The sequence below is a fragment of the Phycisphaerae bacterium genome, from assembly GCA_041652575.1.
GTDB lineage: Bacteria > Planctomycetota > Phycisphaerae > Sedimentisphaerales > UBA12454 > UBA12454.
This window is the reverse complement of sequence record JBAZHC010000001.1, coordinates 132,930-158,546: the sequence shown is the minus strand read 5'-3', so window position 1 is coordinate 158,546 and position 25,617 is coordinate 132,930. Positions and strand designations below refer to the sequence as shown.

26 protein-coding genes are annotated in these 25,617 nt (G+C 43.1%); 10 read left to right on the top strand and 16 right to left on the bottom strand.

Features of this window, described 5'->3' with window-relative positions:
* Positions 1–15: 15 nt before the first annotated feature.
* Together WC496_00760 and WC496_00755 are read left to right on the top strand one after the other, a co-directional pair.
* Entirely contained in the window at positions 16–2,250 is a 2,235-nt protein-coding gene (locus tag WC496_00760) for a hypothetical protein (GenBank protein MFA5291543.1), read from the top strand.
* Positions 2,247–3,098 carry a fumarate hydratase gene (locus WC496_00755; GenBank protein MFA5291542.1) on the top strand — a complete coding sequence of 284 codons (852 nt, stop codon included), beginning with the start codon at positions 2,247–2,249 and terminating at the stop codon, positions 3,096–3,098. The genes WC496_00760 and WC496_00755 overlap by 4 nt, the downstream gene beginning before the upstream one ends.
* A gap of 76 nt (positions 3,099–3,174) precedes the next feature.
* Here the strand turns inward: WC496_00755 and rsmA are convergent, their stop codons facing one another.
* From rsmA to ribE, 4 genes are read right to left on the bottom strand one after another with little or no spacing between them, the layout of a single operon-like run.
* Positions 3,175–4,059, bottom strand: coding sequence for a 16S rRNA (adenine(1518)-N(6)/adenine(1519)-N(6))-dimethyltransferase RsmA (gene rsmA, locus WC496_00750; protein MFA5291541.1), 885 nt, complete (start codon positions 4,057–4,059; stop codon positions 3,175–3,177).
* Between the two features lie 12 nt (positions 4,060–4,071).
* Positions 4,072–5,136, bottom strand: a complete 1,065-nt coding sequence (pdxA, locus tag WC496_00745; GenBank protein MFA5291540.1) for a 4-hydroxythreonine-4-phosphate dehydrogenase PdxA — start codon at positions 5,134–5,136, stop codon at positions 4,072–4,074.
* Positions 5,137–5,191: 55 nt separating this feature from the next.
* Positions 5,192–5,734, bottom strand: coding sequence for an ORF6N domain-containing protein (locus WC496_00740; GenBank protein ID MFA5291539.1), 543 nt, complete (start codon positions 5,732–5,734; stop codon positions 5,192–5,194).
* Between the two features lie 46 nt (positions 5,735–5,780).
* Positions 5,781–6,449, bottom strand: a complete 669-nt coding sequence (gene ribE, locus WC496_00735) for a riboflavin synthase (GenBank protein MFA5291538.1) — start codon at positions 6,447–6,449, stop codon at positions 5,781–5,783.
* 150 nt (positions 6,450–6,599) lie between these two features.
* Between ribE and WC496_00730 the strand changes: the two genes are divergently transcribed.
* From WC496_00730 to WC496_00700, 7 genes are all read left to right on the top strand, one after another.
* The gene (locus WC496_00730; protein ID MFA5291537.1) at positions 6,600–8,186 is read left to right on the top strand and encodes a hypothetical protein; all 1,587 of its coding nucleotides are present in this window, start codon (positions 6,600–6,602) and stop codon (positions 8,184–8,186) included.
* Positions 8,187–8,213: 27 nt separating this feature from the next.
* Entirely contained in the window at positions 8,214–9,086 is an 873-nt protein-coding gene (locus WC496_00725; GenBank protein ID MFA5291536.1) for a thymidylate synthase, read from the top strand.
* A gap of 1,019 nt (positions 9,087–10,105) precedes the next feature.
* Complete coding sequence (gene nrdR / locus WC496_00720; protein ID MFA5291535.1) at positions 10,106–10,597, top strand: transcriptional regulator NrdR; 492 nt, start codon at positions 10,106–10,108, stop codon at positions 10,595–10,597.
* 29 nt (positions 10,598–10,626) lie between these two features.
* Complete coding sequence (locus WC496_00715; GenBank protein ID MFA5291534.1) at positions 10,627–11,298, top strand: hypothetical protein; 672 nt, start codon at positions 10,627–10,629, stop codon at positions 11,296–11,298.
* Between the two features lie 250 nt (positions 11,299–11,548).
* Positions 11,549–12,544, top strand: coding sequence for a magnesium transporter (locus tag WC496_00710; GenBank protein MFA5291533.1), 996 nt, complete (start codon positions 11,549–11,551; stop codon positions 12,542–12,544).
* A 23-nt stretch (positions 12,545–12,567) separates the two neighbouring features.
* Positions 12,568–13,344, top strand: a complete 777-nt coding sequence (locus WC496_00705) for a GDSL-type esterase/lipase family protein (protein MFA5291532.1) — start codon at positions 12,568–12,570, stop codon at positions 13,342–13,344.
* Between the two features lie 41 nt (positions 13,345–13,385).
* Positions 13,386–14,159, top strand: a complete 774-nt coding sequence (locus tag WC496_00700) for a GDSL-type esterase/lipase family protein (GenBank protein MFA5291531.1) — start codon at positions 13,386–13,388, stop codon at positions 14,157–14,159.
* A 74-nt stretch (positions 14,160–14,233) separates the two neighbouring features.
* Here the strand turns inward: WC496_00700 and WC496_00695 are convergent, their stop codons facing one another.
* The 5 genes from WC496_00695 to WC496_00675 form a co-directional block, all read right to left on the bottom strand.
* Positions 14,234–15,013 (bottom strand): hypothetical protein, encoded by a 780-nt coding sequence (locus tag WC496_00695; protein ID MFA5291530.1) that lies wholly within the window; start codon positions 15,011–15,013, stop codon positions 14,234–14,236.
* A gap of 57 nt (positions 15,014–15,070) precedes the next feature.
* A complete protein-coding gene (gene ilvC / locus WC496_00690) occupies positions 15,071–16,072 on the bottom strand; it encodes a ketol-acid reductoisomerase (protein ID MFA5291529.1) in 1,002 nt (333 codons plus the stop codon).
* A 38-nt stretch (positions 16,073–16,110) separates the two neighbouring features.
* Positions 16,111–16,605, bottom strand: a complete 495-nt coding sequence (ilvN, locus tag WC496_00685) for an acetolactate synthase small subunit (protein MFA5291528.1) — start codon at positions 16,603–16,605, stop codon at positions 16,111–16,113.
* Between the two features lie 85 nt (positions 16,606–16,690).
* Positions 16,691–18,430 carry a biosynthetic-type acetolactate synthase large subunit gene (ilvB, locus tag WC496_00680; protein MFA5291527.1) on the bottom strand — a complete coding sequence of 580 codons (1,740 nt, stop codon included), beginning with the start codon at positions 18,428–18,430 and terminating at the stop codon, positions 16,691–16,693.
* Positions 18,431–18,611: 181 nt separating this feature from the next.
* On the bottom strand, positions 18,612–19,295 hold the full coding sequence (locus WC496_00675) for a hypothetical protein (GenBank protein MFA5291526.1): 684 nt from the start codon (positions 19,293–19,295) through the stop codon (positions 18,612–18,614).
* Between the two features lie 332 nt (positions 19,296–19,627).
* Between WC496_00675 and WC496_00670 the strand changes: the two genes are divergently transcribed.
* Positions 19,628–20,116 carry a ferritin family protein gene (locus WC496_00670; GenBank protein ID MFA5291525.1) on the top strand — a complete coding sequence of 163 codons (489 nt, stop codon included), beginning with the start codon at positions 19,628–19,630 and terminating at the stop codon, positions 20,114–20,116.
* Between the two features lie 149 nt (positions 20,117–20,265).
* Here the strand turns inward: WC496_00670 and WC496_00665 are convergent, their stop codons facing one another.
* From WC496_00665 to WC496_00635, 7 genes are all read right to left on the bottom strand, one after another.
* The gene (locus WC496_00665; GenBank protein ID MFA5291524.1) at positions 20,266–20,994 is read right to left on the bottom strand and encodes a hypothetical protein; all 729 of its coding nucleotides are present in this window, start codon (positions 20,992–20,994) and stop codon (positions 20,266–20,268) included.
* A 148-nt stretch (positions 20,995–21,142) separates the two neighbouring features.
* Positions 21,143–21,844 carry a hypothetical protein gene (locus tag WC496_00660; GenBank protein ID MFA5291523.1) on the bottom strand — a complete coding sequence of 234 codons (702 nt, stop codon included), beginning with the start codon at positions 21,842–21,844 and terminating at the stop codon, positions 21,143–21,145.
* A 64-nt stretch (positions 21,845–21,908) separates the two neighbouring features.
* Positions 21,909–22,436 carry a peptidoglycan-binding domain-containing protein gene (locus WC496_00655; GenBank protein MFA5291522.1) on the bottom strand — a complete coding sequence of 176 codons (528 nt, stop codon included), beginning with the start codon at positions 22,434–22,436 and terminating at the stop codon, positions 21,909–21,911.
* 24 nt (positions 22,437–22,460) lie between these two features.
* Positions 22,461–23,294, bottom strand: a complete 834-nt coding sequence (locus tag WC496_00650) for a hypothetical protein (GenBank protein ID MFA5291521.1) — start codon at positions 23,292–23,294, stop codon at positions 22,461–22,463.
* Positions 23,295–23,310: 16 nt separating this feature from the next.
* Positions 23,311–24,255: a hypothetical protein gene (locus tag WC496_00645; protein MFA5291520.1), complete on the bottom strand. Its 945-nt coding sequence runs from the start codon at positions 24,253–24,255 to the stop codon at positions 23,311–23,313.
* Positions 24,234–25,079, bottom strand: a complete 846-nt coding sequence (locus WC496_00640) for a ThiF family adenylyltransferase (GenBank protein MFA5291519.1) — start codon at positions 25,077–25,079, stop codon at positions 24,234–24,236. The genes WC496_00645 and WC496_00640 overlap by 22 nt, the downstream gene beginning before the upstream one ends.
* Positions 25,080–25,087: 8 nt before the next feature.
* Positions 25,088–25,609 carry a hypothetical protein gene (locus WC496_00635; protein MFA5291518.1) on the bottom strand — a complete coding sequence of 174 codons (522 nt, stop codon included), beginning with the start codon at positions 25,607–25,609 and terminating at the stop codon, positions 25,088–25,090.
* Positions 25,610–25,617 lie beyond the last annotated feature (8 nt).

Below are 25,617 nucleotides of genomic sequence, written 5' to 3'. Positions count from 1 at the left end.
CTTATGGAGAAAAAAATGAAAAGATATTTGTTTCCTGTGCTTGTTATTCTCATCGCCGCCTGCGCCTGCCCTGCCGTTACAAGCAAAATAATCAGGCAAAAAACTATTGACGACTTTTCAAAGGGAAAAATACAGAACACCGTCATCAGTTCCCGCGGAACGATTTCGCTTGCCGCCGCTTCGCAAACTCTCGCGGCCGACTTCAACGATGTCTGGACGATAAACTCGATAGTCTGCAAAGACGACGGCTCGGTATATATCGGCACAAGTCCCAACGGCCAAATTTACAAATACAAAGACGGCAAAACCGTTTGCATTTACCCTGCCGAAAAAGAAAAAGAGCAGGCAAAGGAAACAAATGAACCCAATAACCCCAAAAACGATCCCATGAGAAAACATCTGGCCAATGAGCACGTCTTCAGACTGGCCCTCGATTCCGGCGGAAATCTTCTCGCCGGCATAAGCGGCGATAAGTGCTATCTGCTGCGTTACGACGGAAAAAAAGTTGAAACCATTTTCGAGCCTAATCAGGCTTCGTATATTTTCGCCATCATACTCGATAAGTCCGGCAATATCTTTCTCGGAACAGGCCCCAGGGGTCAAATCTGGAAACTCGATAATAAATGCCGCAATCCGCAGCTTATTTACACCTGCCAGGACAAAAATGTAATGTGCCTCGTCACAGGAAAAGATGGCTTCATTTACGCCGGCACTGATACGAGAGGTCTGGTTTACAAAATCAGCATTGAAAAGAAAACCGCTTCGATACTCTACGACAGTGATGAAAACGAAATTACCGACCTGCTTTTCGATAACAGCGGAAATCTGTATGCCGCAGCCACTTCTTACAAATCGATAAAAGCTCAGCTTAAGGGCCGTTCAGAACAAAAGAGGCCTCTTGCCCTCGGACAACCTGAAAGCCGGGAATCCGAAGAATCGCCAGATTCAGATTCAGCCGCCAACCAGGGCACATCGCTCGAGATTGCCAACTCGCCGCAGGACGACCAGCCGGCCCAGAAGCCGATACCGACAGAACTTGCAAGGGGCAAATCGTCAGGCACAGAAAGTCATATCTATAAAATCGACCCTAACGGTTTTGTAACCGATATCTTCAGCGAAACAGCCGTCTTTTTTACGATGTATATGCAGGACGACCAGATTCTGCTCGGCACAGGCAATAAGGCGCAACTGTTCAGCATCAATCCAAAAACTGAAACCGAAACGATGGTTTACGAAGACAAGATGTCTTCGCAGATAACCGACATCAGAAAATTCGGAAAAGATATAATTTTTTCTACCGCGAATCCGCCCAAACTCGTAATGCTCAAATCGACTTTTGCCATGGAAGGTGACTACGAATCCGGCCTGATTGACGCCAGTCAGCCAGCCCAATGGGGAAAGCTCCAGATTGAAGCCGATATTCCAGACGGTACGAAAATTTTATTAAGTGCCAGAAGCGGAAACGTGGAAGACATAAACGACCCGACTTTTTCTCCATGGACTCCGCCGGTTAAGATAGTCGAGCCTGTTGATTTGGCCGTCCCGCTCGGCCGGTTCTGCCAGTATAAATTGATTTTAAACGGCACAAACGCTGCTGCTCCCGTCGTCCGCGGAATAGCCGCTGCTTTCGTCGTACCGAACCTGGCGCCGAGAGTAATGGAAATTACCGCAGTCAGGGCAGATGACAAAAACCCAACTCCCGGCATGCGCAAAATCGAATTCAAAGCCACCGATGACAATGACGACAAGCTCTTATTCGAAATCGATTTCAGGAAAAAGGGACGCACCGGCTGGATTAAACTGACAGATAAACTTGATAAACCAGGTTTTGACTGGAACAGCAAAACTGTTGAGGACGGCATTTATGAAATCAGGGTTACCGCTTCCGATGAACTGAGTAATAATCAGGACACGAAACTGACAGGCTCAAGAATAAGCGAGCCGGTAACAATCGACAATACCGCCCCTGTAATTGAAAAACATCAGCTTCAGACATTCGCCAATTCAGCGATTCTTACTATGAAAGTTACCGATGAATTAAGCGTAGTCGGAAGCGTAAGTTATACCGTTGACAGCAATGAAGACTGGATTTCCGTCCTGCCTGACGATAACGTTTTTGATACTCTCTTCGAAAACTTTACCATAAAAATCGCGGACTTGAAACCCGGCCAGCACGTCATTGCACTTCAAATATCTGACGCCGAAGGTAATACGATGTATAAAACTTATGATGCTGATATTAAAAAATGAGAACCGTACCTTTTGAAAAAATCGTTTCGGAAGTTGAAAAACTCTGCGCAGCCGGCAGCGTTGAACTGCCGCAGGATGTTTTGTCCGCATTGACAGATGCCGCGGAAAAAGAGTCCAGTGCATCTGCGAAAAAAATCCTTAATCAGCTTATCGAAAACGCGAAAATAGCAAAAGAAAAACAAATTCCCATTTGTCAGGACACAGGCCTGGCCGTTGCGTTTGTCCAGTTAGGCTCCCAGGTAAAAATAGAACCAGAGGACAAAACTATCGTCGATGCCATAACCCCAGTCGTAGCAGGTGGTTACGAAAAGGGATTTTTAAGAAAAAGCATCGTTTCCCAGCCTCTTAACGAAAGAAAAAACACCGGCACAAACACCCCAGCGGTTATTCACACTGAAATTATCCCCGGCGACAAAATCAAAATAACACTGATGGCCAAAGGCGGCGGATGTGAAAACAAAAGTCAGTTCAAAATGTTTCTCCCGACCGACAGTGCCGAAAAAATTTCCGATTGGATTGTAAAAACAGTTGCCGATGCCGGCGCTGATGCCTGCCCGCCGTTTGTCATCGGCGTAGGTCTCGGCGGTGATTTCGAGCAGTGTTGCCTCCTGAGCAAAAAAGCACTAACAAGAAATTTGAATTCGCACAATGCAGATACGTTTTACGCCGAGATGGAAAAACGGCTCCTGAAGAAAATAAATTTACTTGGCGTCGGTCCCGCAGGCCTCGGCGGCGATACAACCGCTTTATCTGTCCTGATTGAAACCGCCCCCTGCCACATCGCCTCGCTTCCTGTCGCTGTCAATATCGAGTGTCACGCCCATCGCCACGCTTCTGTCGAAATATAGCCACGAAGACACCAAGACACAAAGTAATTTTATTATATTTTATATCTTTTTTCTTAGTGCCTTTGTGTCTTTGTGGCTATCCAAGTGTTTCATTACATAGATTTGCTATCGAGATATAATCTATCCCGCTTAATTCTTCCGGCCTGTGATGCGGCTCGACAAAGGCCCTTGTGAAAATATCTTCCCAGTTATGAATGCCGGCTAGTTTTCCTTCCGCGTATTTAACGCAGGCCCTCATCATTTTCCGCCGATGCCCCATAAACAGATTTACCGCCTGTTTGAACAGTTCGATATTATGAATTTCATCTATTTTTTTCTGGTCTCTGTCGAATCGCACCATTGCCGAATCGACCTGCGGCATCGGCCAGAACACCTTGGGCGACAGTTTTCTCAAAACTTTGCAATGTCCCATCGCAGCAAGAAAAATACTTAGTATCCCGTAATCTTCGCTGCCAGGCGCCGCGGCCATCCGCATCGCGACCTCTTTCTGCACTGTCACAATCATCGAATCGGCAGTTACCGGCCCGTCTAAAAGATTAAGCATTACTGACGAGGCGACATTATACGGCAGGTTAGCGACAAGAAGAACCCGGCCGAAAATTTCTTCCTGTGCATTCTGAAGTTTTTGAATTACTTCGTGATTGATTGTATTTTTATTCTCAAGAACATCGGCGATTATAATCTCGAAATTTTTCGCGTTACGAAGATGTTGTTTTGTCACCTCTGCCAAAACCTCATCACATTCGACCGCTATAAGTTTCCCTGCCCTTTTGGCAAGTTCGCCTGTTAAGGAACCGGTTCCTGTTCCGACTTCGAGGACTATATCATTTTCGGTTATGGCCGCGTTTGTAAGCAGCAGTTCCATAAGATTCAGGTCGATGAGAAAATGCTGTCCGAGCCGTTTATTCGGCTCAACCCCCGCCTCCGTCAATAACCTTTGTATATCCGTTTTTGTCTGCATATTTGTATTTTTTTACTTCTTTGCTTCTGCGTCCTGAGTCCTGAATGCTGTGTTCTGTTTTTTTGTTCTTGCCATTTCTACCGCAAGTTTAATCGCCGCCTTCATACTCGACTCATCCGCGATGCCTTTGCCTGCGATATCGAACGCCGTTCCGTGCGCCGGCGACGTACGGATAATCGGCAGCCCTATTGTAACATTAACCGCATCTTTGAACGCAAGCAGTTTAACCGGTATCATTCCCTGGTCGTGGTACATCGCGACAACGCCGTCGAATTCGCCCGCCGCCGCCCTGACAAAAAGCGTATCGGCAGGATATGGCCCGGAGCATTTGATTCCCATTTCCTGTGCAATCAAAATCGCGGGGCTGATTATCCTTTGTTCTTCATCGCCGAATTGTCCGTTTTCGCCCGCGTGCGGATTCAGCGCCGCTACCGCTATATGCGGATTTTTAATCCCGAAATATTCCTGCAGCGCGGTATTGAGTAAATCTATCGGCTCGTAAACACAGCCGATTGTGAATTTATTCCGAAGGTCGAACAGTGCTTCATGAATTGTCGCAAGTGCGATTTTCAGCGGCCCTGCCGCAAACATCATCGCCTTTCTCGGGCTTTTGCACATTGCCGCCAAAAGTTCCGTATGTCCCGGCCATTCGGCCTCTGCCTGTTTCCAGCTCGTCTTGCTTATCGGTGCCGTAACAACTGCGTCTATTATGCCTGTCTTTGCCGCATCGATGGCATCGATACAGAATCTCAGCGACGCTTCACCGCCTGCTTTGCTCGGCCCTTTTACGAACATCGGAACCGAATAATCGTCGTAATCGGCGATAATAATATTACGCGGGTAATCTCTGCTTATTTTTTCATGCTGGCATCTGCCCCAGAATGGTTCTATTTCCGCAAGGTCGGCGGCGTATTCAAGAAACTCATCCATTCCGAATATGATGAATTTCGCTCCCCGCCGGACAAACGGGTCATACAGGGCCTTGACGATAATCTCCGGCCCGATACCCAAAGGCTCGCCCATCGTTATGCCGATTACTATTTGTTCATCTGAATTTTTATGATTGTTCTCAGGCAATTTACACCATCATTGTCATTCCCGCGAAACGCTTGCGTCCCTTCGGGAGCGGGAATCAATTTTTATTTTTTTTAACCTTTTTATGGCCTTCCATTTCAGTTTGATAGCCTATCCGTTTTCTGGGTTTTTCATTTTTTTCAAGCATATCACCTAAAATTCTGAAAATATATTTAATTTTTTCATCATGTTCTTCGAGTTTGCGCCTGAGTGCGATATTATCAGCCAAAATCTGACGCAGCTTTACAAATGTCCGCATAATCGCGATGTTAACCTCAATAGCTCGCTTACTCTTCAGCACGCTTGATAACATTGCAACACCTTGTTCTGTAAAAGCATAAGGAGCATATCTTCGTCCTCCTCGACCGATTTTTGAGGTGTCAATTTGGCACCTCAAATTTTCAAATTCTGACCTCGAAAGCTGAAACATAAAATCTTCAGGAAAACGGTCTATATTTCGCTTTACCGCTCTGACCAAAACCTTAGTCTCTACCCCATAGAGTAACGCCAAATCACTATCTATCATAACCTTATGACCGCGAATAACATAAATATACTGTTGAATCCGTTCTACAGGAACTATCGCGTTTTCTGTTGCCATTTCTCTATTCCGTTAAATTTATATTCTGAGGTCACAATTTGTGACTTCATAAGCAAAATCCAAAATTTTTCAATTTATCAATGGTAAGGTTTGATTTATTCGGCAGCCTGTCCGCCATAGCCCTGGCGGAGGCGGAAATATTTTCGAGTTGTTTTTTCACGATTCTGCAGAGTATGTCCGTTTCGATATTGACCGAATCGCCGACCCTGTAATTCCTGAAAATAGTATTTTCGAAAGTAGCAGGAATAATTGCTGTGCTGAAATTGTTTCTTTCGATATCGGCGATTGTAAGACTTACCCCGTCGATTGTGATTGAGCCTTTTGGCACAATGTAATCCAAAATTTCTTTTGGCGATTCGAAAGCAAACTGCCAAAAGTCTCCCTTCTTTTCGATTTTTTTAATTTTGCCCGTCGCGTCTATATGCCCCTGTACGAAATGTCCGCCGAATCTGTCGTTGGCCGACATTGCTCTTTCTGCATTCACCGGCGAACCTGACTTCAAATTTCCAAGCGTAGTATTCGTCAATGTCTCGCCGCTTACGTCGAATTCAACTATATTTCCTTTAATGACAGCAACTGTCAGACAAGCCCCGTTAATAGCGATACTGTCGCCGCATTTTACAGCTTGGCCCAGATTTATGCCCAGTCTCATCCCACCGCCCTGCCGGACAGTAGAAACTACATTACAAACACACTCTATCAATCCTGTAAACATCGCAACCTCAATAAATTACAGATATTATGGACTACAAAACCATATTGTCAAATACCTTTTTACTACCGGTTTTTTTAACTTTTCAGCTAAAAAAATAATGGTATTATGGTATTATAGTATAAGCTTATTTTAGGGAAAAGTGGACAAATTATGAGAAAATTCGGAAATCCGTCGAAAGTCGTTTTTTTTATCTTTGCTATCATTACTCCTTATATCTTCAATGTTTCGGTACAGGCTGCTGATCCGCCGCAGCCAAGGCCGTTAAGTCCGAAAGCGCAGGCTATCATGGAAAAGAGGCAGCTGTTCCAGCAGGAAGCTGCCGCAGCCGCACCTGAAGTTGAAGCTGAATGTGCAAAATTTATTGCCTATGTTAATTTCGGCCAGGCACCGGACGAGCCGAATCTTAATGCCGGTCTCAAGAACATTGCCCGCAACAGAAAGTTCGCGCCTGTATTCAATGAGCAGCAAAAAGCCGTATATTACACTCTTGCGTCATGGGTTTATTATTTCGACCAAAAGCCGGACAAGGCGATGAAGCAGGCGGTTTTGGGTAAAAAGAGTGCTCCGATAAATTCGAATGTTACAAAAACTAATCTTGGTCTTTCTCTGATTTATAAGGATTACAGTTTAGCGACCGCAGCTCTCATTGGCCGCGGGGAAACAACAGAATCAGACTCGCAAAGTGAGGATTTCCAATCGTATCAGCAATTTCCTTCCGACCAGTTGGACATTGATATCAACAGTATTCGCGCCGACCTGCTCGGCAAAGTTTTTGATATTCGTCCGCCGTCTGCGATGACAGATAAGCCTGTCAAAGACGTCCTGTGTTTGCTTCTTTGGAAAATTGACGCTAATGACCTGGATTATTTCGCGCCAAAGGAAACGCCTAAACCGGCCGAAACAAATGAGCCGAATACTCCGCCGGAAATCATAGTCGAACAGCAGCCGTATCAGGCCAGGCCAACACCTGCCCTTGAAGCCTTTTCGCAATTACAGAGCCGGTTTAAAAACACAAAAGCCGTCTTCTTCGGAATTAATCTTAATGACATTTCAAAAACAAAGAATTTTGAAAACTGGCTGGCCAAAAATCCTCAACCATGGCCCATTGCCGCACCTTTAGCCCAGTTGCAGGAAAAAGTAACTTCGTTTCTTGCCGCCAGTCCCGACAAGCCGATGCTTGTAGTCGTAGGCCCGGATTCCACAATCAGATATGTCGGCGATGTTAATAATTTTCTGCCGCGGATGATTATCGGTAATATTTTAAACAATCCTCAGGAGTTTGCCGAGCCCAACGAACCAAACAAGCCCGGCGAACCCAATGAACCTAATCAGCCGCAGTCTCAGGCCGATGCTCCGGTTGCGCCGGTTCAGATTTTGACCCCGCCCGCGGCAGAGCCGAATGAACCTAAGCAGACCGCTGCCGTAAAAGATGCCAACCAAAACAGTCGCACCGTTCAAACACCACAGCAGCCTGTCGTAAATAAAAATGCGCCGGATGAGGAATTTACCGAAAATGACTATCAGGCGATACAGCTTCTTGAGAATGCCAGAACCTTTTTCAAAATCGGTAACAGGCTTCAACATCATACTTATGCAAAACCAATTGAAATGTGCCGAACGGTAATAAAAAATTACCCCAATACAAAATATGCCGAGCAGGCTCGAATACTTATGCGTAACGTACCAGAAAGATTTCGTGACCGTTTCGGCATTACTAACGAAGAGCTTGGACTGTAAAAATTATTCTGCACGGAGGTAGGAAAGATGGAAAACATACCTGTAATCAATATCGAGGCGAGTTGTCTGCCTGAGGCATGGGAAGCGGCGGTTCTGGCGGTATGGGACAACGGCCTTGAGATTAAAACCCAGTACGATAAATCCACCGACCCGCCCAGCAAAGACGCCACTGCGATGATTACCGTTGTAAATCCTTTTGCCGAGCCTCGAATACACAAAAATTTCCCCGGCGGCCCCGAAGAGCTTGAAGCCTATCGGCAGGAAGTTGTCGACGGAATTCACGACCACTGGATTGACCCCGCTGCAGGAAAATGGACTTATACTTATCACGAAAGGCTCTTCGCCTATTGTCCAGTCGAGGACATCAGGAATCCCAGGTCCCCTAAGCCTTTTACCTCAATCAATCAGATTGAATATATAATCGATTCTCTCGCCGCCACTGCATATACCAGACGCGCACAGGCGATTACCTGGATGCCGACTGCCGATGTCAAAACAGACGACCCGCCATGCCTTCAAAGAATATGGTGCAGGCTGATTGAAAATCCAGACAAAAGTTTCTGCCTGAATATGAACACCCACTGGCGAAGCAGGGATTTATATAAAGCATGGTTTATGAATGTTTACGCCCTGACGGACCTTCAACGGCTCATCGCCGAAAAAATCTCCAAAATAATCCGCAAACCTGTCAGGGTCGGCAGATACGTTGACATTACCGATTCGCTGCACATTTACGGCAGTTATTTCAAGGATGCCGCCGCCGAGGTGGAAAAAATGAGAGATGGCGATTTCAAAAAACGCTCCTGGGAATCTTCACATCCTGCCTTTGCCATGATGACTGCCGAGGCGAAGGAAAAACTTGCCCAGGACCCCGATTGGTACGCAAAGGCCAAAGGATAAACTAACGCCTTTTCTGTCATTCCCGCGAAGGAATGTCACCCTCGCGCAGGCGGGGGCGGGAATCCAGAAAAATTGAAAATTGAAGAATTGAGGAATCGGCCTACGGCCGAGAATACATAAGAAAACCTCGCCAAAGACATTCCTTAAATCTTCAATTTTTAAATCTTAAATGCAAAACCGTCCCATAATCTCGCTGATTTTAAACAAATTCCACAATTTTAAAAATTTTTTACCGTCTGATTTGCACATTTCACTTTCATTTCTTATGTTTTTGTTGGAGGCCAGAAGCTTGCTCGCCTTGGGGCGAGACGCTATTTTAACGAGCTCCTTTTTCTCCTTCTGCTATTTGTGCTTCCTGCCTTGGGGGACTTATCCAGGGCAGGGAAATTTAAAAGTTCATTACGGGACTTTGGAAATAAAAAAAACTTTTTTACCGATTTGCATCTTTGGATTTTATTTCTTATGGTTTGGTTAAAGTGAAATTTAAAAGTTAATCGCTGACTAAAAAGACTTCTTCTCTCCTCCTTTAACTTGTGCTTCCTGCCTTGGGGGGAATACCAGGGCAGGTCGGATATGAAGAGCTCAGTTGAGCTTTGAACTATAAAATTTGCTTCGCCGGGATTACAGAATTTAAAAGGACGTACATAAATGAGGCCAGACCCGCTTTACTGCGTGGCTGCCTGAAAAATTCTAAGACGTCCTAATCACAGATTGTTCGGGGGGTTTTGCTTATACATTTGGGGGTAGGGTCTCTGCTAAAAGGGGACGCAGAGGCCCCTTTTTTTGCGCCCGGATTTACACCTCCATCTATACAAATCTTAACGAATCACACTGTGAATTCCCTATTTCACCTGCTGTTACCGCATTCAAGTACACACTTTGCGACAAACCAAAAGATTTACTAACAGCCGCATCTGCCTGTTAGTAAAAATTTTAAACATTTTTGGTTGACATACTACATATAGGCTTTAGAATGACATTTGTTCAAAATATTGTAGTTTTTCCGGTAGAAAAGAATCGTGAAATGCCCCTATTGCAAGGAGAACAAGGACAAGGTAATCGACTCGCGTTCCAGCGAAGCCGGTCGGATAATACGTCGACGCCGCCAATGTCTTGCTTGCAGAAGGCGTTTCACTACTTACGAAAAAGTCGGCGAAAGTTTTAAACTTAGCGTCATAAAAAAAGATAATTCGAGAGTGCCCTACGACAGAGAAAGAGTTATCGCGGGGCTGCAGAAGGCTTGTTACAAAAGACCCGTTTCTGCCGAGCAGGTTCAGCAGATGGCTGACAGGATCGAGGAAGATATTTTCAGGCATTCTGACAGGGAAGTAGATTCGAAATTTATCGGTGAAAGCGCTATGAAGCATCTAAGAACGGTTGACAAGGTTGCTTATATCCGATTCGCAAGCGTTTATCGTCAGTTTGACGATGCTGGAGATTTGCTTGACGAAGTAACTCAGGCCATCTCCCAGCCTGACGATACAGGACAACCAAAGCTGTTTACCGATTAATAATATAGCTTTTAAAAACAGGTTAACGAATGCAGCTTAGGGTAATAAAAGCAGACGGCACAGAAGAAGAATACCTGCACACAAAGGTTATCGCCGCGTTTATAAATGCCTTTGCGGAACCTGCCGGAAAATACACTTATGCGGCTCAGCAGTTGGCCGAAGCTGTTACTTTTTATCTGTACAACAGCCGCAGCGGCAGCAAAATCTCCAGCAGCGAAATATTATCGGTAATCAAGGCCGCTCTCAGTTCGACAGGTTTTAATGCGGCAGCCGAAGCCCTCGCCGAGCATTATCAAAAGCGGAATCTTTTAAGGTCAAGGGTCGAAGTAGTAAAAGCTGATATGGAAAAAATATCGGATATCGAGTCTTTGCAGAAAATCGGGTTCCCGAATTCTGCCGCTCGATGGAACAAATCTAAAATTATTATTGATTTGATAAGCGAATACAATCTCGACCCGGCAACGGCAAGAACTATCGCCTCGCTGGTCGAAGAGAAAATACTTAATTCCGGTTTTCGTCTTGTAACGACAGGTTTCGTCAGGTTTTTGACGCTTTGGCAGACAAAGGAAATGCTTACCGCTCAACAGCAGATTAAAACATGTAAAACCTCGGCGAAAACTGATTCTACTGATGTTTATCATGCGGACACGGACGACCGCATCAGGCAGCTGCAAAACGGACTTTGCCCCGTCGAAGCTTAAAGGTATAGGATAGAAGAAATAAAATCCATCGCCTGCTTTGGACAATGCTGCCTGATTTTTTTGTATATGCCTAACCCTATGATTCATCATAAGGGCGTTCATTCGTCGCCTGCGGGTTGCGTTTATTGGGAGTTTGGAGTTACAATTATGAACCTTATACTCTTTATTGTAGTCCTTCTCGTATCGTTTATTGCCGTACGAATTGGAGCCATCGCTTTTCAGCTTACGAGACTCGAAGGAGTTATTGCTGGTGAACACTAAAATTAAATCCGACCGTCTAAATGACCCGGCCATAAAATATGCAGGTAAAAATATTGCCACACTCTTACAGGACAAAACCGTTGCCGATGCGATTGTTTTCCTCAGAAATCAGAATATCACAGATGAAATTGTTTACATTTATATAGTTGACGAAAATGATTCGCTCGTCGGTGTTTTGCCCCTGAGGAGATTATTAAACAGCGATATCCACAAAAAGCTTTCATCCATTATGATAGACCGTGTCATTTCTATCCGTGACAATGCTTCCGTACTTGACGCCTGTAATATGTTTCTTGAGCATCGTTTCCTTGCACTGCCTATCGTCAATAAGCAAAAGAAAATCAAAGGAGTAATAGACATCTCCCTTTTTACAGATGAAGTCAATGCTTTCGCACGTAAAAGTGAGCAGGATAATATCTTTCAGCTTATAGGTATTCATCTGGCCCACGGGAGAAGACTGTCTCTAATGGGAAGCTTCAAAGACCGTTTCCCCTGGCTGTTATTCAATATCGCAAGCGGTTTAATCTGTGCTTGCATAGCTGGCAGATATGAATTGCTTATAAGCCGGATTACTATTCTAACCCTATTTATTACTATTATTCTCGCTCTTGCAGAAAGTGTCGGTATGCAGTCAATGACAATTACACTACAGGCTTTGTCTGTAAAAAAAGTTCACTGGAAACATCTTTTGGGGACTCTTCGACTGGAAATATTTATCGCCACTGTCCTGGGTATAGGAGGCGGAATAACAGTCGGCCTGATAGCTCTTATCTGGAAAAATCAATTGATACCAACAATCGTTATAATTTTAAGTATCTTTCTTTCAATGACAAGTGCCTGTCTTTTAGGCATAATTATACCTGCTTTGATTCGAAAATTTCGTTTTGACCCTAAAGTCGCTTCAGGTCCGATTGTGCTGGCTGTTTCAGATATTGTAACCATTATTTTTTACTTCAATCTTGCAAATTGGCTGATTGTCCATTAAAAACCATTTTTGAAAGGACTTGCATGAAAAAGATTTTTATTTCTCTATTTTGCTTCTCGATTATTTGTAACTGTGCAATCGCCGCACAAAATCCCTGCGACGTAAAACTCGGCTCCAGCAGTGCCGTCACTCCTGCCGACAGGGCCGACAAGGACTGGTGGCTCCCTCGCCACAACGTCATTCTCGAAAGAAACAAGGGCAATGTGGACATTATAATGGTCGGCGATTCCATTACTCACTACTGGGAAAGAGATGCCGGCAAAGCTGTTTGGGAAAAATATTACGCTAATCGAAATATCGTAAATATGGGTTTTAGCGGCGACCGCACGCAGCACGTCCTTTGGCGGCTCGAGCATGGCGAAGTAAATGACATCAATCCGAAACTGGCTATTATAATGATTGGAACAAACAACTCCAATGGCGAAGATAACACCGCACAGGAAATCGCCGATGGTGTTAAAGCAATCGTCTGCCAATTAAGAACCCGCCTGCCGAACACGAAAATTTTGATACTCGCGATTTTCCCAAGAGGCGATGCCGACCAGCGAAAAATCAAGGAACAGGATGCGTCATATAACGACCAGTGGGCAAAAAATGACAAGGCAAATAAAATTATCTCGAAAATCGCCGACAGGAAAATGATTTATTATCTCGACATCAACAAAAAGTTTTTGAACAAAAAAGCTATGCTTACAAGAGACGTCTTCCCTGACCTGCTGCACCCCGGCCAGAAAGGTTATGAAATCTGGGCAAAGGCTATGGAACCGATGATTGATAAGCTGACTAATGAAAAGAAATAATCTGATGCTGTTGACTGCATACTGCTATTGAAAGGTCCATCATGAAAAAGTTTCTGATGTTGTTATTTTGTTTGGCGGCTTTGAATTGTGCTTATGCCGCCGTTAATCCGTGCGATATAAACGACCCCTGCAATGCGGCTCTTAAGCCTGTCACATTAAACCTTGATTGGTGGCTTCCCCGCCATAATGCCGTTCTTGAAAGAAACAGGCAGGGCAATGTGAACATTATTATGGTCGGCGATTCAATTACTCATCGCTGGGAAGATGCGGGCAAAGATGTCTGGCAAAAATATTACGCCTCGCGTAATACCGTTAATATGGGCTTTGGCGGCGACGGTACGCAGCACGTCCTTTGGCGCCTCGAACATGGCGAAGTTAATAACATTAATCCGAAATTGGCAGTGTTGATGATTGGCACAAATAATTCCAACAGAAACGATTATACTGCCGAACAAATCGCCGAAGGCGTTAAATCCATCATTTGCCAGCTTAGAACTTGTCTGCCGAATACGAAAATTTTGGTTCTTGGTATTTTCCCTCGCGGCGATGCCAGGCAGCGCAAAGATAAAGCGTTACTTGAAGCTTCGTACAATCCTCAATGGGAAAAGAACGATACGGCAAATAAAATTATCTCAAAGGTCGCGGATAATAAAACAATTTATTATCTCAATATAAACAAAAAGTTTTTAACCAAAAAAGGAAAATTGACCAGAGATATAATGCCTGATTTGCTTCATCTTAACCAGAAAGGTTATGAAATCTGGGCAAAGGCTATGGAACCGATGATTGTAAAACTGACAGGCGGAAAAAAGTAGTAGTATATCCCCGCACAATTTGCGCATAAAAAAAAAGCCGGCATTTTTTTGCCGGCCTTTTTCAATTTATCAATTTACAGGATGGGTCTGCCGTCTTCGTGTCTCCAATATTTTATTTTCCAGAGTTTCTTGACATCGCCGATTCTGATTTTGGTCGTCACTATACCGTTAACGTCATCGATATACAAACCCGCCCGGCTTTTATTAAAAGTAAGACTTTCATAGTCAAGGCCGTTTGCGTCCGCCAGTCTTTCCGCCAGCGCCGGAGACTCTTTCAGCACATAAAGCAGTCTCTCGAACATCTGGTTGGCCATCATTGCGCCTTCGTTCAGCACTCTGCTGTCCTGCCGAACTTCCAGGAAATCGTCGCGGGTATATTCAAGCACTTTTTTAAGCACTGCGATTCTTTTTTCATTTATGTTCGTATATGGTTCCGACAAAGTTTTTTCATCGAATACCATTTGACTGTCGAACCGCATATTCTGGCCTTCGTTATGAAGGTGCCACGCCTTTTCATCCACTGTCAGAAAATATTTCCGCGATACAGTCGCCGCATCTTCGTCGAACGCCGCCATAGTCAGCCAGAACTGGTGGGTCTGTTTCTTTTCAGACCAGCACGAGGCAACGCTTTTGCCTTGGCTGACAAGTTCGGGCTTATACAGTTTTATATTTTCCAGCACTTCGGCACTGGTCGTCTTTTTCACCTCGATAACACGATATGCCTCCGGCAGCTTATTCGTATATGGCCGGTCTTCGAACCATACTCTTTCGAGTGGCTCTTCTATCCCGCACCCTGCAAAAAACATCCCCGCAATGGACATTAGAACTGCTGCCAAAAAACATCTATGTTTCACTGCGAATTCCTTTCAATCTGCCTTCTGTTTTCTGAGTCCTGCCTTCTGAGTGCTGGTTTATACTTCCTTAGCGTGTATCCATTTCATCATTTTACGCAGGTTTCTGCCTACCTTTTCAAGTTTGCAGTTGTAGTCTTTCTTATAGAGCGAGTTGAATTTCTTCATACCGCGTTTATATTCGCCGACCCATTCTTTTGCGAATTTACCGCTCGTGATTTCTTTGAGTATCTTTTTCATCTCGGCTTTGGTCTTCTTCGTAACGATTCGCGGCCCTCTTGTCAGGTCGCCGTATTCTGCCGTATTCGAAATGCTGTATCTCATATAGCTCATTCCGCCCTGGTACATCAGGTCGACGATGAGTTTCACTTCGTGCATACATTCGAAGTATGCTATTTCAGGCTGATAGCCCGCTTCGACAAGCGTCTCGAAGCCGGCTTTTATTAACGAAGTCAATCCGCCGCAAAGCACGCACTGTTCACCGAACAAATCTGTCTCGGTTTCTTCTTTGTAGGTAGTCTGGATAATGCCGGCTCTCGCTCCGCCGATTCCGTTGCCCCATGCAAGCGCTATCTTCTTTGCGTTACCAGTAGCGTCCTGCTGAACGGCTACGATACACGGTACGCCGCCGCCCTTTTCGTATTCGGCGCGGACAAGATGTCCCGGCCCCTTCGGCGCTATCATAACGATATTAACATCTTTAGGCGGCACAATGTATTTGAAATGGATATTGAATCCATGACAGAATCCGATTGTCTGGCCGGCCTTGAGGTTTGGCTTAATCAGATTTTGATATATCTTGGCCTGCATCTCGTCCGGCAGTGTTATAATTATCAGTGTTGCCCCGTCCATCGCCGTCTTGATATCGCTCGGCTTGAATCCCCATTTCTGAGCAAGCTTATAATTGTCAGTGCCTTTCAGTTCCGCAACTGCTACCTTAATTCCGCTGTCGCGAAGATTAAGACTATGGGCATGTCCCTGGCTGCCGAAGCCTATTACCGCCACTTTTTTACCTTTAAGCGGACTTATAGGTGCATCTTTTTCATAATATATTTTCGCCATTTTACTTTTCTCCTAAAATCTTAAAAACAAAGTACTTACTAATCTTCACTTGTTGTCTGGCTGAACTTGGCCATTGCGATTGTGCCGGTTCGAACCATATTTTTTATGCCGTAAGGCTGACAAGCCTCGACAAACGACTCGATTTTCTCTTCCGGCCCGGTAAACTCAACCATAACAAATTTTTGCCCGATGTCCACTACTTTCGCCTTGAACATTTCGACCAAAGCCAGTATTTCATGCCGTTTTTCCGGCGGCGTATGGACGCACATCAGCATTAAATCGCGCGCCACTACTTCCCTGCCCGAAAAATCCTGAATCTTGACCACGTCTATAATCTTGGCGAGCTGTTTGCGAACCTGCTCGACTACTTTATCGTCTCCGACAACGACTATCGTCATTCTACTAAGGGCGGGGTCGTCTGTCCTGCCGACCGCCAGTGAATCGATATTAAATGCTCTTGCCGCGAACATCCCGGCAACGTGCGCCAAAACTCCCGGCCGGTTCTGTACTAATGCGCTTATTATATGTTTCATATTTCCCTCAATTTTATTTCTATTAAAATTCTATGCCGAAGGCATTCCAAAATTTTAATTTTTAAATTTTAATTTTTAAATTCCGTTACGCCATACTCTCGAATATATCCAGCCCGTCCATTTCGTGCAGGCTTTTGCCTGTCGGAACCATTGGCCAGACGTTTTCTTCGCGTTCGACTCTGAAATCCACAACGCACGGCCGTTTCTCGGCCAGCATTTTTGCGATAGCGGTTTTCACTTCGCTTTTCTTATCGACTGTTATACCGACTGCTCCGAACGCCTCCGCCACCGCCGCGAACTGCGGATTCTTTAGTGAGCTTTTCGAATATCTCTTGCCGTAGAACAGTTCCTGCCATTGACGGACCATGCCCATATATCCGTTATTGATAATGCACACCTTTATCGGCAGTTCGTATTGAACCGCTGTGCAGAGTTCGTTCATCGTCATATTGAAGCTGCTGTCTCCGTCGATATCGATAACCAGCGAATCCGGCTTTGCGACCTGTGCGCCGATTGCCGCCGGCAGTCCGAATCCCATTGTCCCCAGTCCGCCGGACGTTATAAAATGTCGCGGCTGTGTATGTTTATAAAACTGTGCCGCCCACATCTGATGCTGACCGACTCCGGTAACGATTATCGCGTTATTTTTCGTCGCTTCCCAAATCTGTTCGATAACATATTGAGGCTTTATATTTGGGCTCTTGGTATCATATTTCATCGAATAACGGCTCTTCCAGTCCGCGATTTTATCGAACCACGGCTTTCTGTCCTTATGCTGAACTTCCTTGGTCAATTCGCTAAGGATATACTTTGCGTCGCCGACAACCGGTATATGAACATTAACGTTTTTGCTTATACTCGCCGGGTCTATATCGATATGAATAAACTTCGCGTTAGGTGCGAATGTTTTTATCTTTCCGGTAACTCTGTCGTCGAACCGCGATCCGACTGCTATCATCAAATCGCATTCCTGAACCGCGAAATTCGCGTACGCCGTTCCGTGCATACCGAGCATATCGAGCGAGTGCGGCTCTCTCTGGTCGTAGCTGCCCAACCCCAGCAGTGTCATCGTAACCGGCAGGTTTGCCTTTTTCGCTAATTCCCTTAATTCTTCCGACGCGTTGGACGCGATAACGCCGCCTCCGACGTACAGAACCGGCCTTTCGGATTTATTTATCGCTTCCGCCGCCATTTTTATCTGGCGGTGATGACCTTTTTCCTGTGGCTTATATCCCGGCAGCGTAACTTCTTCTAATGGCTGTAATTGATATTTTGCGATCTCTATATCGACTGGAATATCGATAAGCACCGGCCCCGGCCGTCCCGTTTTGGCGATAAAGAACGCCTCCCGTATCGACCGCTGCAGGTCTTTGATATCTTTAACAATCATATTGTGTTTTGTGATTGGCCTTGTTATGCCTGTAGTGTCGGCTTCCTGGAAAGCGTCGTTGCCGATAAGGTCGGTTCGAACCTGTCCCGTCAGGCAAACCATCGGAACAGAATCCATCATCGCGTTTGCGATTCCAGTTATCAGATTGCACGCCCCGGGGCCAGATGTCGCGACGATGCAGCCAACCTTGCCGCTTGCGCGGGCATAGCCATCGGCCATGTGACAGCCACCCTGTTCATGACGCGGAATTATAAAGTTAATCGGAGCATCATACAGCTTGTCAAACAATGGCAAAACCACCCCGCCCAGATAACCAAACATCGTATCAACGCCCTGCTCAATAAGCGTATCGACAATAATTTCAGCACCGGTTTTGATGGGTAATTCGGATGAGGGTGTTTGTGCGGAATCTTTCTGATGTGCAGACTTTGACATTTTTTTTACTCCTAATTCCAGCTAACTGAAGCTTTTTTGGACTTTTCTGAAGTGCCGACCGTTAAGCAACGAGCTTTAACAGCCTGCCAAATCAGGATTTACGTCCCGCCGCAGCGCCATAATATTTACTTAAACCATTATATTAACACGATTTCCCGATTTTGTCAAGAGGCCGGCCGATTTACCGGCTTTTGCGTTTTTCCAGTTCAGCGTAAATTCCCCTCAATATCGGGATGTGAATATAGGTTAACATTAATTTCCCGTCGTCCTTTTTGATGTTCTCCTGCCAGTTCAATTCGATTCCGATATTGACTCCGTCAATCATCGTTTCAAAAGTATTTTGATATACCGGCTGGTAATCGCCTTTTAATTGAATTTCTACTATCTTCCTGTTTTTTGCGCTGGCATCGGTAAACTCAATATCTATTTCATAAACCCGTTCATTGAAGACGCAGACCAGAATAGATTTTATGTTCGGGTCGTTATTTTCGAGTAACCAGACCTGGCCGGGAGTATCTTTATCCGCGAAAACATAATCGCTCGGCAAAACTTTTAACCGGCCGCTCAACGTCTCAAGCGTTTCGCCCAAATACACGCCGAAAATCGGCTTGCTTATTCCGCCGGTTGTTTTGGATTTCTTATCCTCCTGTATCTGCGGTATTACATAGATTCCCGCATCGGCGCATAATTTTCGCAAATAGGCTATTTCCCGTTTCTGCGATTCCACGGTACTCTGAAGACTTTCCACCTCCTGCTTCAAATACGTAATGGAGTTTTGGATATCCCTGAGCACATTTGGCTCTTCAGTCTGGGCACAGACAATGGAAAAAAATAAAACGATAAAAACAAAAATCCATTTTTTCATAATAAGCCCCTCAAAATAGCTTAAATCACCCGCCAAAGGCGGACGGAGTTAAAAATCCGAAATCCGAATATCGAAACCCTAAACAAATCCAAATTACCAAAATTCAAATGACCAAAACCTGCTAATTTGGCGTTTTGAACCTTTGGAAATTCGAGTTTTAAATTTGTTTCGAATTTCGGGTTTAGTGCTTCGGATTTAATCACAATCCGTGTCTTTTTCATTATATTCTACATTTTACCGTTGCTTTTATGGCTTTGCAAGGGGCTTAACGAATTATTGCTATTCATCCGCCCCGGCGGTATAATACAGGACACAGATAAAGGAGAGCTAAAATGGATAAGCAGGAAGTTAAACAGGTCGCCAAATGGGATTACGATGTAATAAAATTCAAGTCTGCCGACGAGGTTCTGGATTTCGCAATCGGCCGGGAGATTGACGCCCAGTCGTTTTATATGAAACTCTCGAGCATAGTAAAAGATAAAAAGCTGGTCAAAACCCTTATAGATTTAGCCGCTGAGGAACTCGAACACGAAACAAAGCTGCACGCCGTCAGGCTCGGCAAGGCCGCGATAGGTACGCTCGAAGTGGGAAAGCTCAACATTGTCGATTATGCAAAGGACGTTGTTCCGACCCCGGAAATGACTTATGCCGACCTGCTTGTTATAGGAATGAAAAAGGAAGAGACCTCGCGCAGGCTTTACGCTGAGTTGGCGGAAATCGTCGAACAGCCGGACCTGAAAAATCTTTTCACAAGGCTGGCCCACGAAGAGGCCGACCATAAACTAAGATTCGAGCTTGAGTACGACCTGACAACTTTCTGAAACCGCCCGCAAACACTCAGGGTTAGCGTGGTTAGCCCTGTCGGAGCGAAGTGTAGATTTTCTATGCTTAGTTTTCTCGCTTCGAGGAAACTGTGGGGGCAGATCCCCTTAGGGGGCATATGGTAGGGTACGTTTTTTTATCCGAAATCTCAATTCCCCGAATTATTAGAGGTTCCTTTAAATGTTAATTTCTCCTCAATCACCAACTTCGCAAACTCTTCCGCCAGTTCCCTTTTCACTCCTCGTCTCATAAACGCCTTTGCCAGTTCCTCTTTTACTTCTTTGATGTATTTTTCGTATTTCTCCACCGCCCTTTTCACCACAACTTTGCTCTTTGGCAGTTTATATACGCATTGTTCTTTTCTCCTTGCGTAAAGCAGATACTTCGCCTGCTCCAGACTGTCGAATTCCAGAAGCACATCACCTGTCCCGGCGGAGCCTTTGTGCGAAGAGGTACCTGTCCCGGCGAAGCCTTTGTGCGAAGAGGGACCTGTCCCGGCGAAGCCTTTGTGCGAAGAGGGACCTTTTTCAGAGCAGATTTCAAATTTCCTGTGTGCGTTTATTTTCAGCTTCCCCCCCGGCAGTCCCACTACGAAGTATTTATCCGCCGAGTTTTCTTCTATCGCCATAACGCGATAATAATGCCTCATTACATCTTTAAGGTCTATCTTTTTGCGTCTATCCCGATGCGATGCCCCCGTAATCCTTTTGCTTAGCTTCACCTCCGGCAGAGATACCGTAAAATGCGCTTTCAGCTCTTTCTTAACCCTGTTACTCAAAAAATCTTCCGGAAATTTTTTTAATGGATTCTCCTTGAAAAACTCCTCCGTTACCGTTTTTTGCAGTTCGTATAAAATTTCTTCCGGTCGTTTTTTCATATAATCGGGTTCATTAAAATTATTTAGCCCCCGGACCTTTACCCGCCTATGAAGGGTGTGCCGGGGGGTTTTCTTTCTCACCCTTCATACTTTTCTAATCTTTTATTCCCGCCATAGCCTGTCCTCGACCTGATCGGGGAGCGGGAATCTATTTTTCCTCGGCCATAAATTCGGCGATTAACTGATTCGCATAAGATTCGGCGGTTTGTACGAGGATTTGCTTGCGAAGCAAGAACAAAACTATATAAACAACAAGTAAAATGATTGATATGATAATAAGAATGGGATTTTTATACCATATAGACCCCACTATAATATTTATAATGCAGAAAATTACAGAGTATATTATTCCACCAATTAAATTTCTCACGAATCCATACCAGATATTTTGTTTCGAAACTAAATAACCCTCTTTAACTTTTAGTCTAACTAACTGAGTAGCTTCATTCAGGCGTTTTCTTGCCTCTGTAATATCAGCGGCTTCTTCACTTTCATTCAATAAATCAATATCAAATTGTTTTTTCACAAGCTGTCTATATTTGTCTTTATGGCTTTTTGAAATTGTATTATCAGCATACGTCATTAGATATGTTGTTGGAAATCCGTTTTTATCGATAAAAAGCTTTTTTTGAATGACTTTGGAGGTTATGCGTAGTACTTGGGCATAAAAATAAAGAAATACTATAGATAATGTTGTACCGCCATAGAACTTTAAACCTAAAAGATAAGTTCCTAATTCTCTAATCTGTATATTATCTGATAGAAAAAACCAAAGAATAAAAAGCGGCAAAGCTGATATAATACAAGGAAAGAACCTAGCATAAGCTGTATACGTGTTAAATTTTGCCATAAAGCACTCCTTGTTCTTTTCTTAAATAAGTTATTTCAGCCTAACGTCCAATTAAGATTGGAAATTAGTCTACTTTTTCTTTGTCAAAGGTTGCTTTTATAGCCTTCCAAGTCTTTTCCCCAACAATGCCATCGGCCTCCAATTTATTTTTTGTCTGAAATTCAATAACGGCCGTATAAGTCGAAGGCTGTTCCCCATCGCAGTGGTCATTATAGATGCCTATAGCACTCAGACATTTCTGAATATGTTTGTAAAGGTCTCTAATGGCCTCATTGTCAGCGGGGCTCTTAGTATTAATTTTGCCCATACGGGACATCGCAGATGATAACACAGAAAATGAATACTTAGTGTCCGTTTCAAAGGTATTAGTCTGCAATTTAAACAACTGCATTTTTGAGAGATTGGCTAAATGTTCTTCCTTGATTTTTTCATATTCAGATCGAGGAACGTAGTCTTTGAGATTAGGCGTAACGATGATTTTATCCCAAAGCCGTATTTCATCTCCTCGATAAATTGCAATCGCAAATACAATGCAAATAAAAGGCAGTCCTATTATAAAAAAATATATTAAAAGCTTTTTCCATGCCGACATATAACACTCTCCGTAGCTAAGTTTTCATCTGAATAGTTTAGTTTCAAAATCATTTTCTCCACGATAAGTATAGAGTGAAACACCACCTTCTATATTTGTTGAAAAAACATGTTTAGCTGTTTTATTGTACACGGCAACCGCTTGGGGATCAGGATGGCCATATTGGTTATCAACTCCAGCGCTAATTAATACTGTATTTGGTGAAACCAAAAGAAGAGTTTCTGCATTTATTCCTGTTTTTGAACCATGATGCGGAGCGGCCATTACGTCTGAACGTAATGATTCCCCAAATAACCGATTGATTGTTTCCCACCTATCATTTTCGGTGTCACCAGTAATTAAATAAGAAAATCCTCCGTTGCCCTTGTCTTGCATACGAAGTACAATGCCTGAATTGTTAGAACTATTCATATCTTCAGGATGTGGTGAAAATAATTCAAAATAAAATTGGTCAGATAAGTCTGTAAGTTTACGAGAATCGATTTTATCGAGACGAACAGAGATTCTTCGAAGAGGGGTTTCAGAGTTTTTTCTTTCTTTTTCCTGTTGTTCTATAATCTGAAATACTTTTTTTGTCTGCTCAGTATCTTTATAATATTTAGGATACATAACCCAATCAGGTCTATATTTTTTAAGAACCAATCCTACACCATATGGGTCGGCATGATCTGCATCAAAGCTAGTTAATATTAAACCTCGAACAGAATAATTCTTTAAAAAAGACGCCAACATTCCTTTCACATAAGTTACCGTCTCATCTCCCGATGGAGGAATATGAGCATCTACTATAATAGCATCTTGGTTGTGGCGAACAATGGCCATCGCGCCCTGACCAACATTAAGTGTAACTATATTCATTTTTTCTCCATGACAACTAAAAAGGTAATATCTTTTTTAACTTTTTAAATATCTCTTTATTCAAATCTCTTTCAAACAAATATATAGCTTTCCATGCTGAACCAAATTTTCGTTTAAGATACAATTGCTGGCATGAAAAAAAGGATTTGCAAGAGGTAGATAAAGTTATGGAATACGATAACACTCCATCATCAATTGATTCCAACACTAAAATTTCAACAGATGAATTATCTATAAGATTAATTTCGCCTCTCCAGCACAAACTTTTTGTCTGTTTTAATAAAAATGGTTTTAATTCTGGATACATTTCAGAAATAAATTCTTTGTCAACAGCCCGAGTATGATTAATCATTGATTGAGTCAGAGTCGAAGTTTGTTTTATAGGAGCATCTTCAATATTAGCCTGTTTGTCTATGAATAACGCCGGCTCTTTAATAATTTTAACTTGGGCAGGCGGAATTTCTTGAACATCAGTTTCGCCTCTTTTGAGCAAAAAATGTTTAACTAAATATCTTTCTTTATTAAAAAAACTTTTATTATTTTTGGCTATAACTAAAAGGGCATAAAAAAAATCTGTATTGTGATTATCATGATTAACCGTTCGTATATAAGTAGTTATATCTCCTCCGCTTAAGGTTTGCAAACCATTTACATGATGCGTATGCCAATTTCCAAGATGTTCAATGTTAGGATATTCTTCTTCTAATTTTCTAAAGATACTTTCTTGGTAAATCCCATCTTGAAAAAAACTCGTTGGTGAACTTTTTGCATTTGGACCAGAAGCAATTAAACCACAAACATTGATATTTAATTTATTTCTATTTTGATTATAATATCCAATTATACGACCACCAGTTTCATCAATATCATTTTTATCGCATTCGTCGAAAATCGAATTTAATACATCTTTGCAAATACAAATTTGAACTGGAATCTTATTTATTTTTTTTCTTGCGAACATATTTGGCATCCTTCCTGTGGTGGCAGGTTAAAGCGTTGAATTTGAAAATGTTTTGTAAAAGGAGGCGTTGGCCTATTCCCCCATATAATATAATTATCAGGAATAGCTTGCATATATTTAGGACGTACTTTTAATGTCTCAGCAATTGCGTCAAGTGCAAATCTTGTATGAAAGGCCGTAATAAAAGATATATCAACATTAAGGCCAGGGGAATCTTTTATTTCAGCTATTTCCATGCCATACATTTGTTCCCTTTCTTTCTCCGATACCAAATCTATTTCTCTTATCCCCTGACGATATTTGGTTCTTCCCAGAAAACTTTCTAAACATGCTAAACAACCGCCTATTTTGGGGCGATAAATAAAAACTTCTCCACCAATACCACGAGTAAATACTCGTCCAACTACAAATGGAATATTATTATGCACACAAATATCGTTAATTAAATAGCGAGAAGGTTCATTGTCGGTAGCCAAAACGACTAAAGTATGAGCTTTTATTTCAGATTCAAGAAGGTCAAAGTTCATTATATCTACGTCGAACTTCCTTATTTTAATCTCAGGATTTCTGTCTAATAAAACTTCCTCAAGTGCATCAACTTTCCTTTTGCCTATAAATTTTCTTCCACAAACATGCCTAATGACATTTTCTATCTCAAGTACATCCTTGTCTACTAGTGTAAAATTTTTGATACCAGACATAGCTAATTGTAAAGCCAGATTACCGCCACCTGAACCACACCCAACAATAAGAATTCTGCTATTATTAAGTAATCCAATATCAAATAATTTTTCTATTCGTGTAAATGTTTTTTCTTCGTTCATTTTTTATTTCAACCTTCAACTGGCCAAATTTCATTTTTTTCCCATTCGCTATATTTCGAAAGCCATTTTCGACTTAGGTCTAATACAGTACCGATATTGTGTTTACCAGGATTCCAAGTAGCCATAATTCCAAAAATGCATAAAGCACCATCATGCCATAAGTGGGGTGCATCTTTTCTAATAGGCGAAGCATAGATTTTCGGGACGTTGTTTGGATATCCATGAGGAAGAACAATTCTAATTGTTATTTCATAATTCATTAAACATTCTTTAAACAAGATTTCCAATTCATGATTATCAGAAAACCTTAATGAAGGTTTTTCTCCTTTTTGGTGTAATATTTCTAACTCATTACTAATTCTATCTTTTGGAATATCAGGCAAAAAATACCAAACAGGAACCAGGCAGGCTTCTTGGTGACCATTTCTTTCGATAATAAAGGCCTTGCCTTCTTTAGATACTTTATCGAGAGCCTCCCCCGGAGAACTTCTTAATTTCATCATAGATAAGGTATTAAAATCTAAATGCATAAAAATTT

Bases quoted from the DNA above. Each gene is read 5' to 3' on its own strand.
- WC496_00760 (MFA5291543.1), top strand. From the start codon at position 16: ATGAAAAGATATTTGTTTCCTGTGCTTGTTATTCTCATCGCCGCCTGC.
- WC496_00755 (MFA5291542.1), top strand. From the start codon at position 2,247: ATGAGAACCGTACCTTTTGAAAAAATCGTTTCGGAAGTTGAAAAACTC.
- rsmA (MFA5291541.1), bottom strand. From the start codon at position 4,059: ATGCAGACAAAAACGGATATACAAAGGTTATTGACGGAGGCGGGGGTT.
- WC496_00740 (MFA5291539.1), bottom strand. From the start codon at position 5,734: ATGGCAACAGAAAACGCGATAGTTCCTGTAGAACGGATTCAACAGTAT.
- ribE (MFA5291538.1), bottom strand. From the start codon at position 6,449: ATGTTTACAGGATTGATAGAGTGTGTTTGTAATGTAGTTTCTACTGTC.
- WC496_00730 (MFA5291537.1), top strand. From the start codon at position 6,600: ATGAGAAAATTCGGAAATCCGTCGAAAGTCGTTTTTTTTATCTTTGCT.
- WC496_00725 (MFA5291536.1), top strand. From the start codon at position 8,214: ATGGAAAACATACCTGTAATCAATATCGAGGCGAGTTGTCTGCCTGAG.
- WC496_00715 (MFA5291534.1), top strand. From the start codon at position 10,627: ATGCAGCTTAGGGTAATAAAAGCAGACGGCACAGAAGAAGAATACCTG.
- WC496_00705 (MFA5291532.1), top strand. From the start codon at position 12,568: ATGAAAAAGATTTTTATTTCTCTATTTTGCTTCTCGATTATTTGTAAC.
- WC496_00700 (MFA5291531.1), top strand. From the start codon at position 13,386: ATGAAAAAGTTTCTGATGTTGTTATTTTGTTTGGCGGCTTTGAATTGT.
- ilvC (MFA5291529.1), bottom strand. From the start codon at position 16,072: ATGGCGAAAATATATTATGAAAAAGATGCACCTATAAGTCCGCTTAAA.
- ilvN (MFA5291528.1), bottom strand. From the start codon at position 16,605: ATGAAACATATAATAAGCGCATTAGTACAGAACCGGCCGGGAGTTTTG.
- ilvB (MFA5291527.1), bottom strand. From the start codon at position 18,430: ATGTCAAAGTCTGCACATCAGAAAGATTCCGCACAAACACCCTCATCC.
- WC496_00675 (MFA5291526.1), bottom strand. From the start codon at position 19,295: ATGAAAAAATGGATTTTTGTTTTTATCGTTTTATTTTTTTCCATTGTC.
- WC496_00670 (MFA5291525.1), top strand. From the start codon at position 19,628: ATGGATAAGCAGGAAGTTAAACAGGTCGCCAAATGGGATTACGATGTA.
- WC496_00665 (MFA5291524.1), bottom strand. From the start codon at position 20,994: ATGAAAAAACGACCGGAAGAAATTTTATACGAACTGCAAAAAACGGTA.
- WC496_00660 (MFA5291523.1), bottom strand. From the start codon at position 21,844: ATGGCAAAATTTAACACGTATACAGCTTATGCTAGGTTCTTTCCTTGT.
- WC496_00655 (MFA5291522.1), bottom strand. From the start codon at position 22,436: ATGTCGGCATGGAAAAAGCTTTTAATATATTTTTTTATAATAGGACTG.
- WC496_00650 (MFA5291521.1), bottom strand. From the start codon at position 23,294: ATGAATATAGTTACACTTAATGTTGGTCAGGGCGCGATGGCCATTGTT.
- WC496_00645 (MFA5291520.1), bottom strand. From the start codon at position 24,255: ATGTTCGCAAGAAAAAAAATAAATAAGATTCCAGTTCAAATTTGTATT.
- WC496_00640 (MFA5291519.1), bottom strand. From the start codon at position 25,079: ATGAACGAAGAAAAAACATTTACACGAATAGAAAAATTATTTGATATT.
- WC496_00635 (MFA5291518.1), bottom strand. From the start codon at position 25,609: ATGCATTTAGATTTTAATACCTTATCTATGATGAAATTAAGAAGTTCT.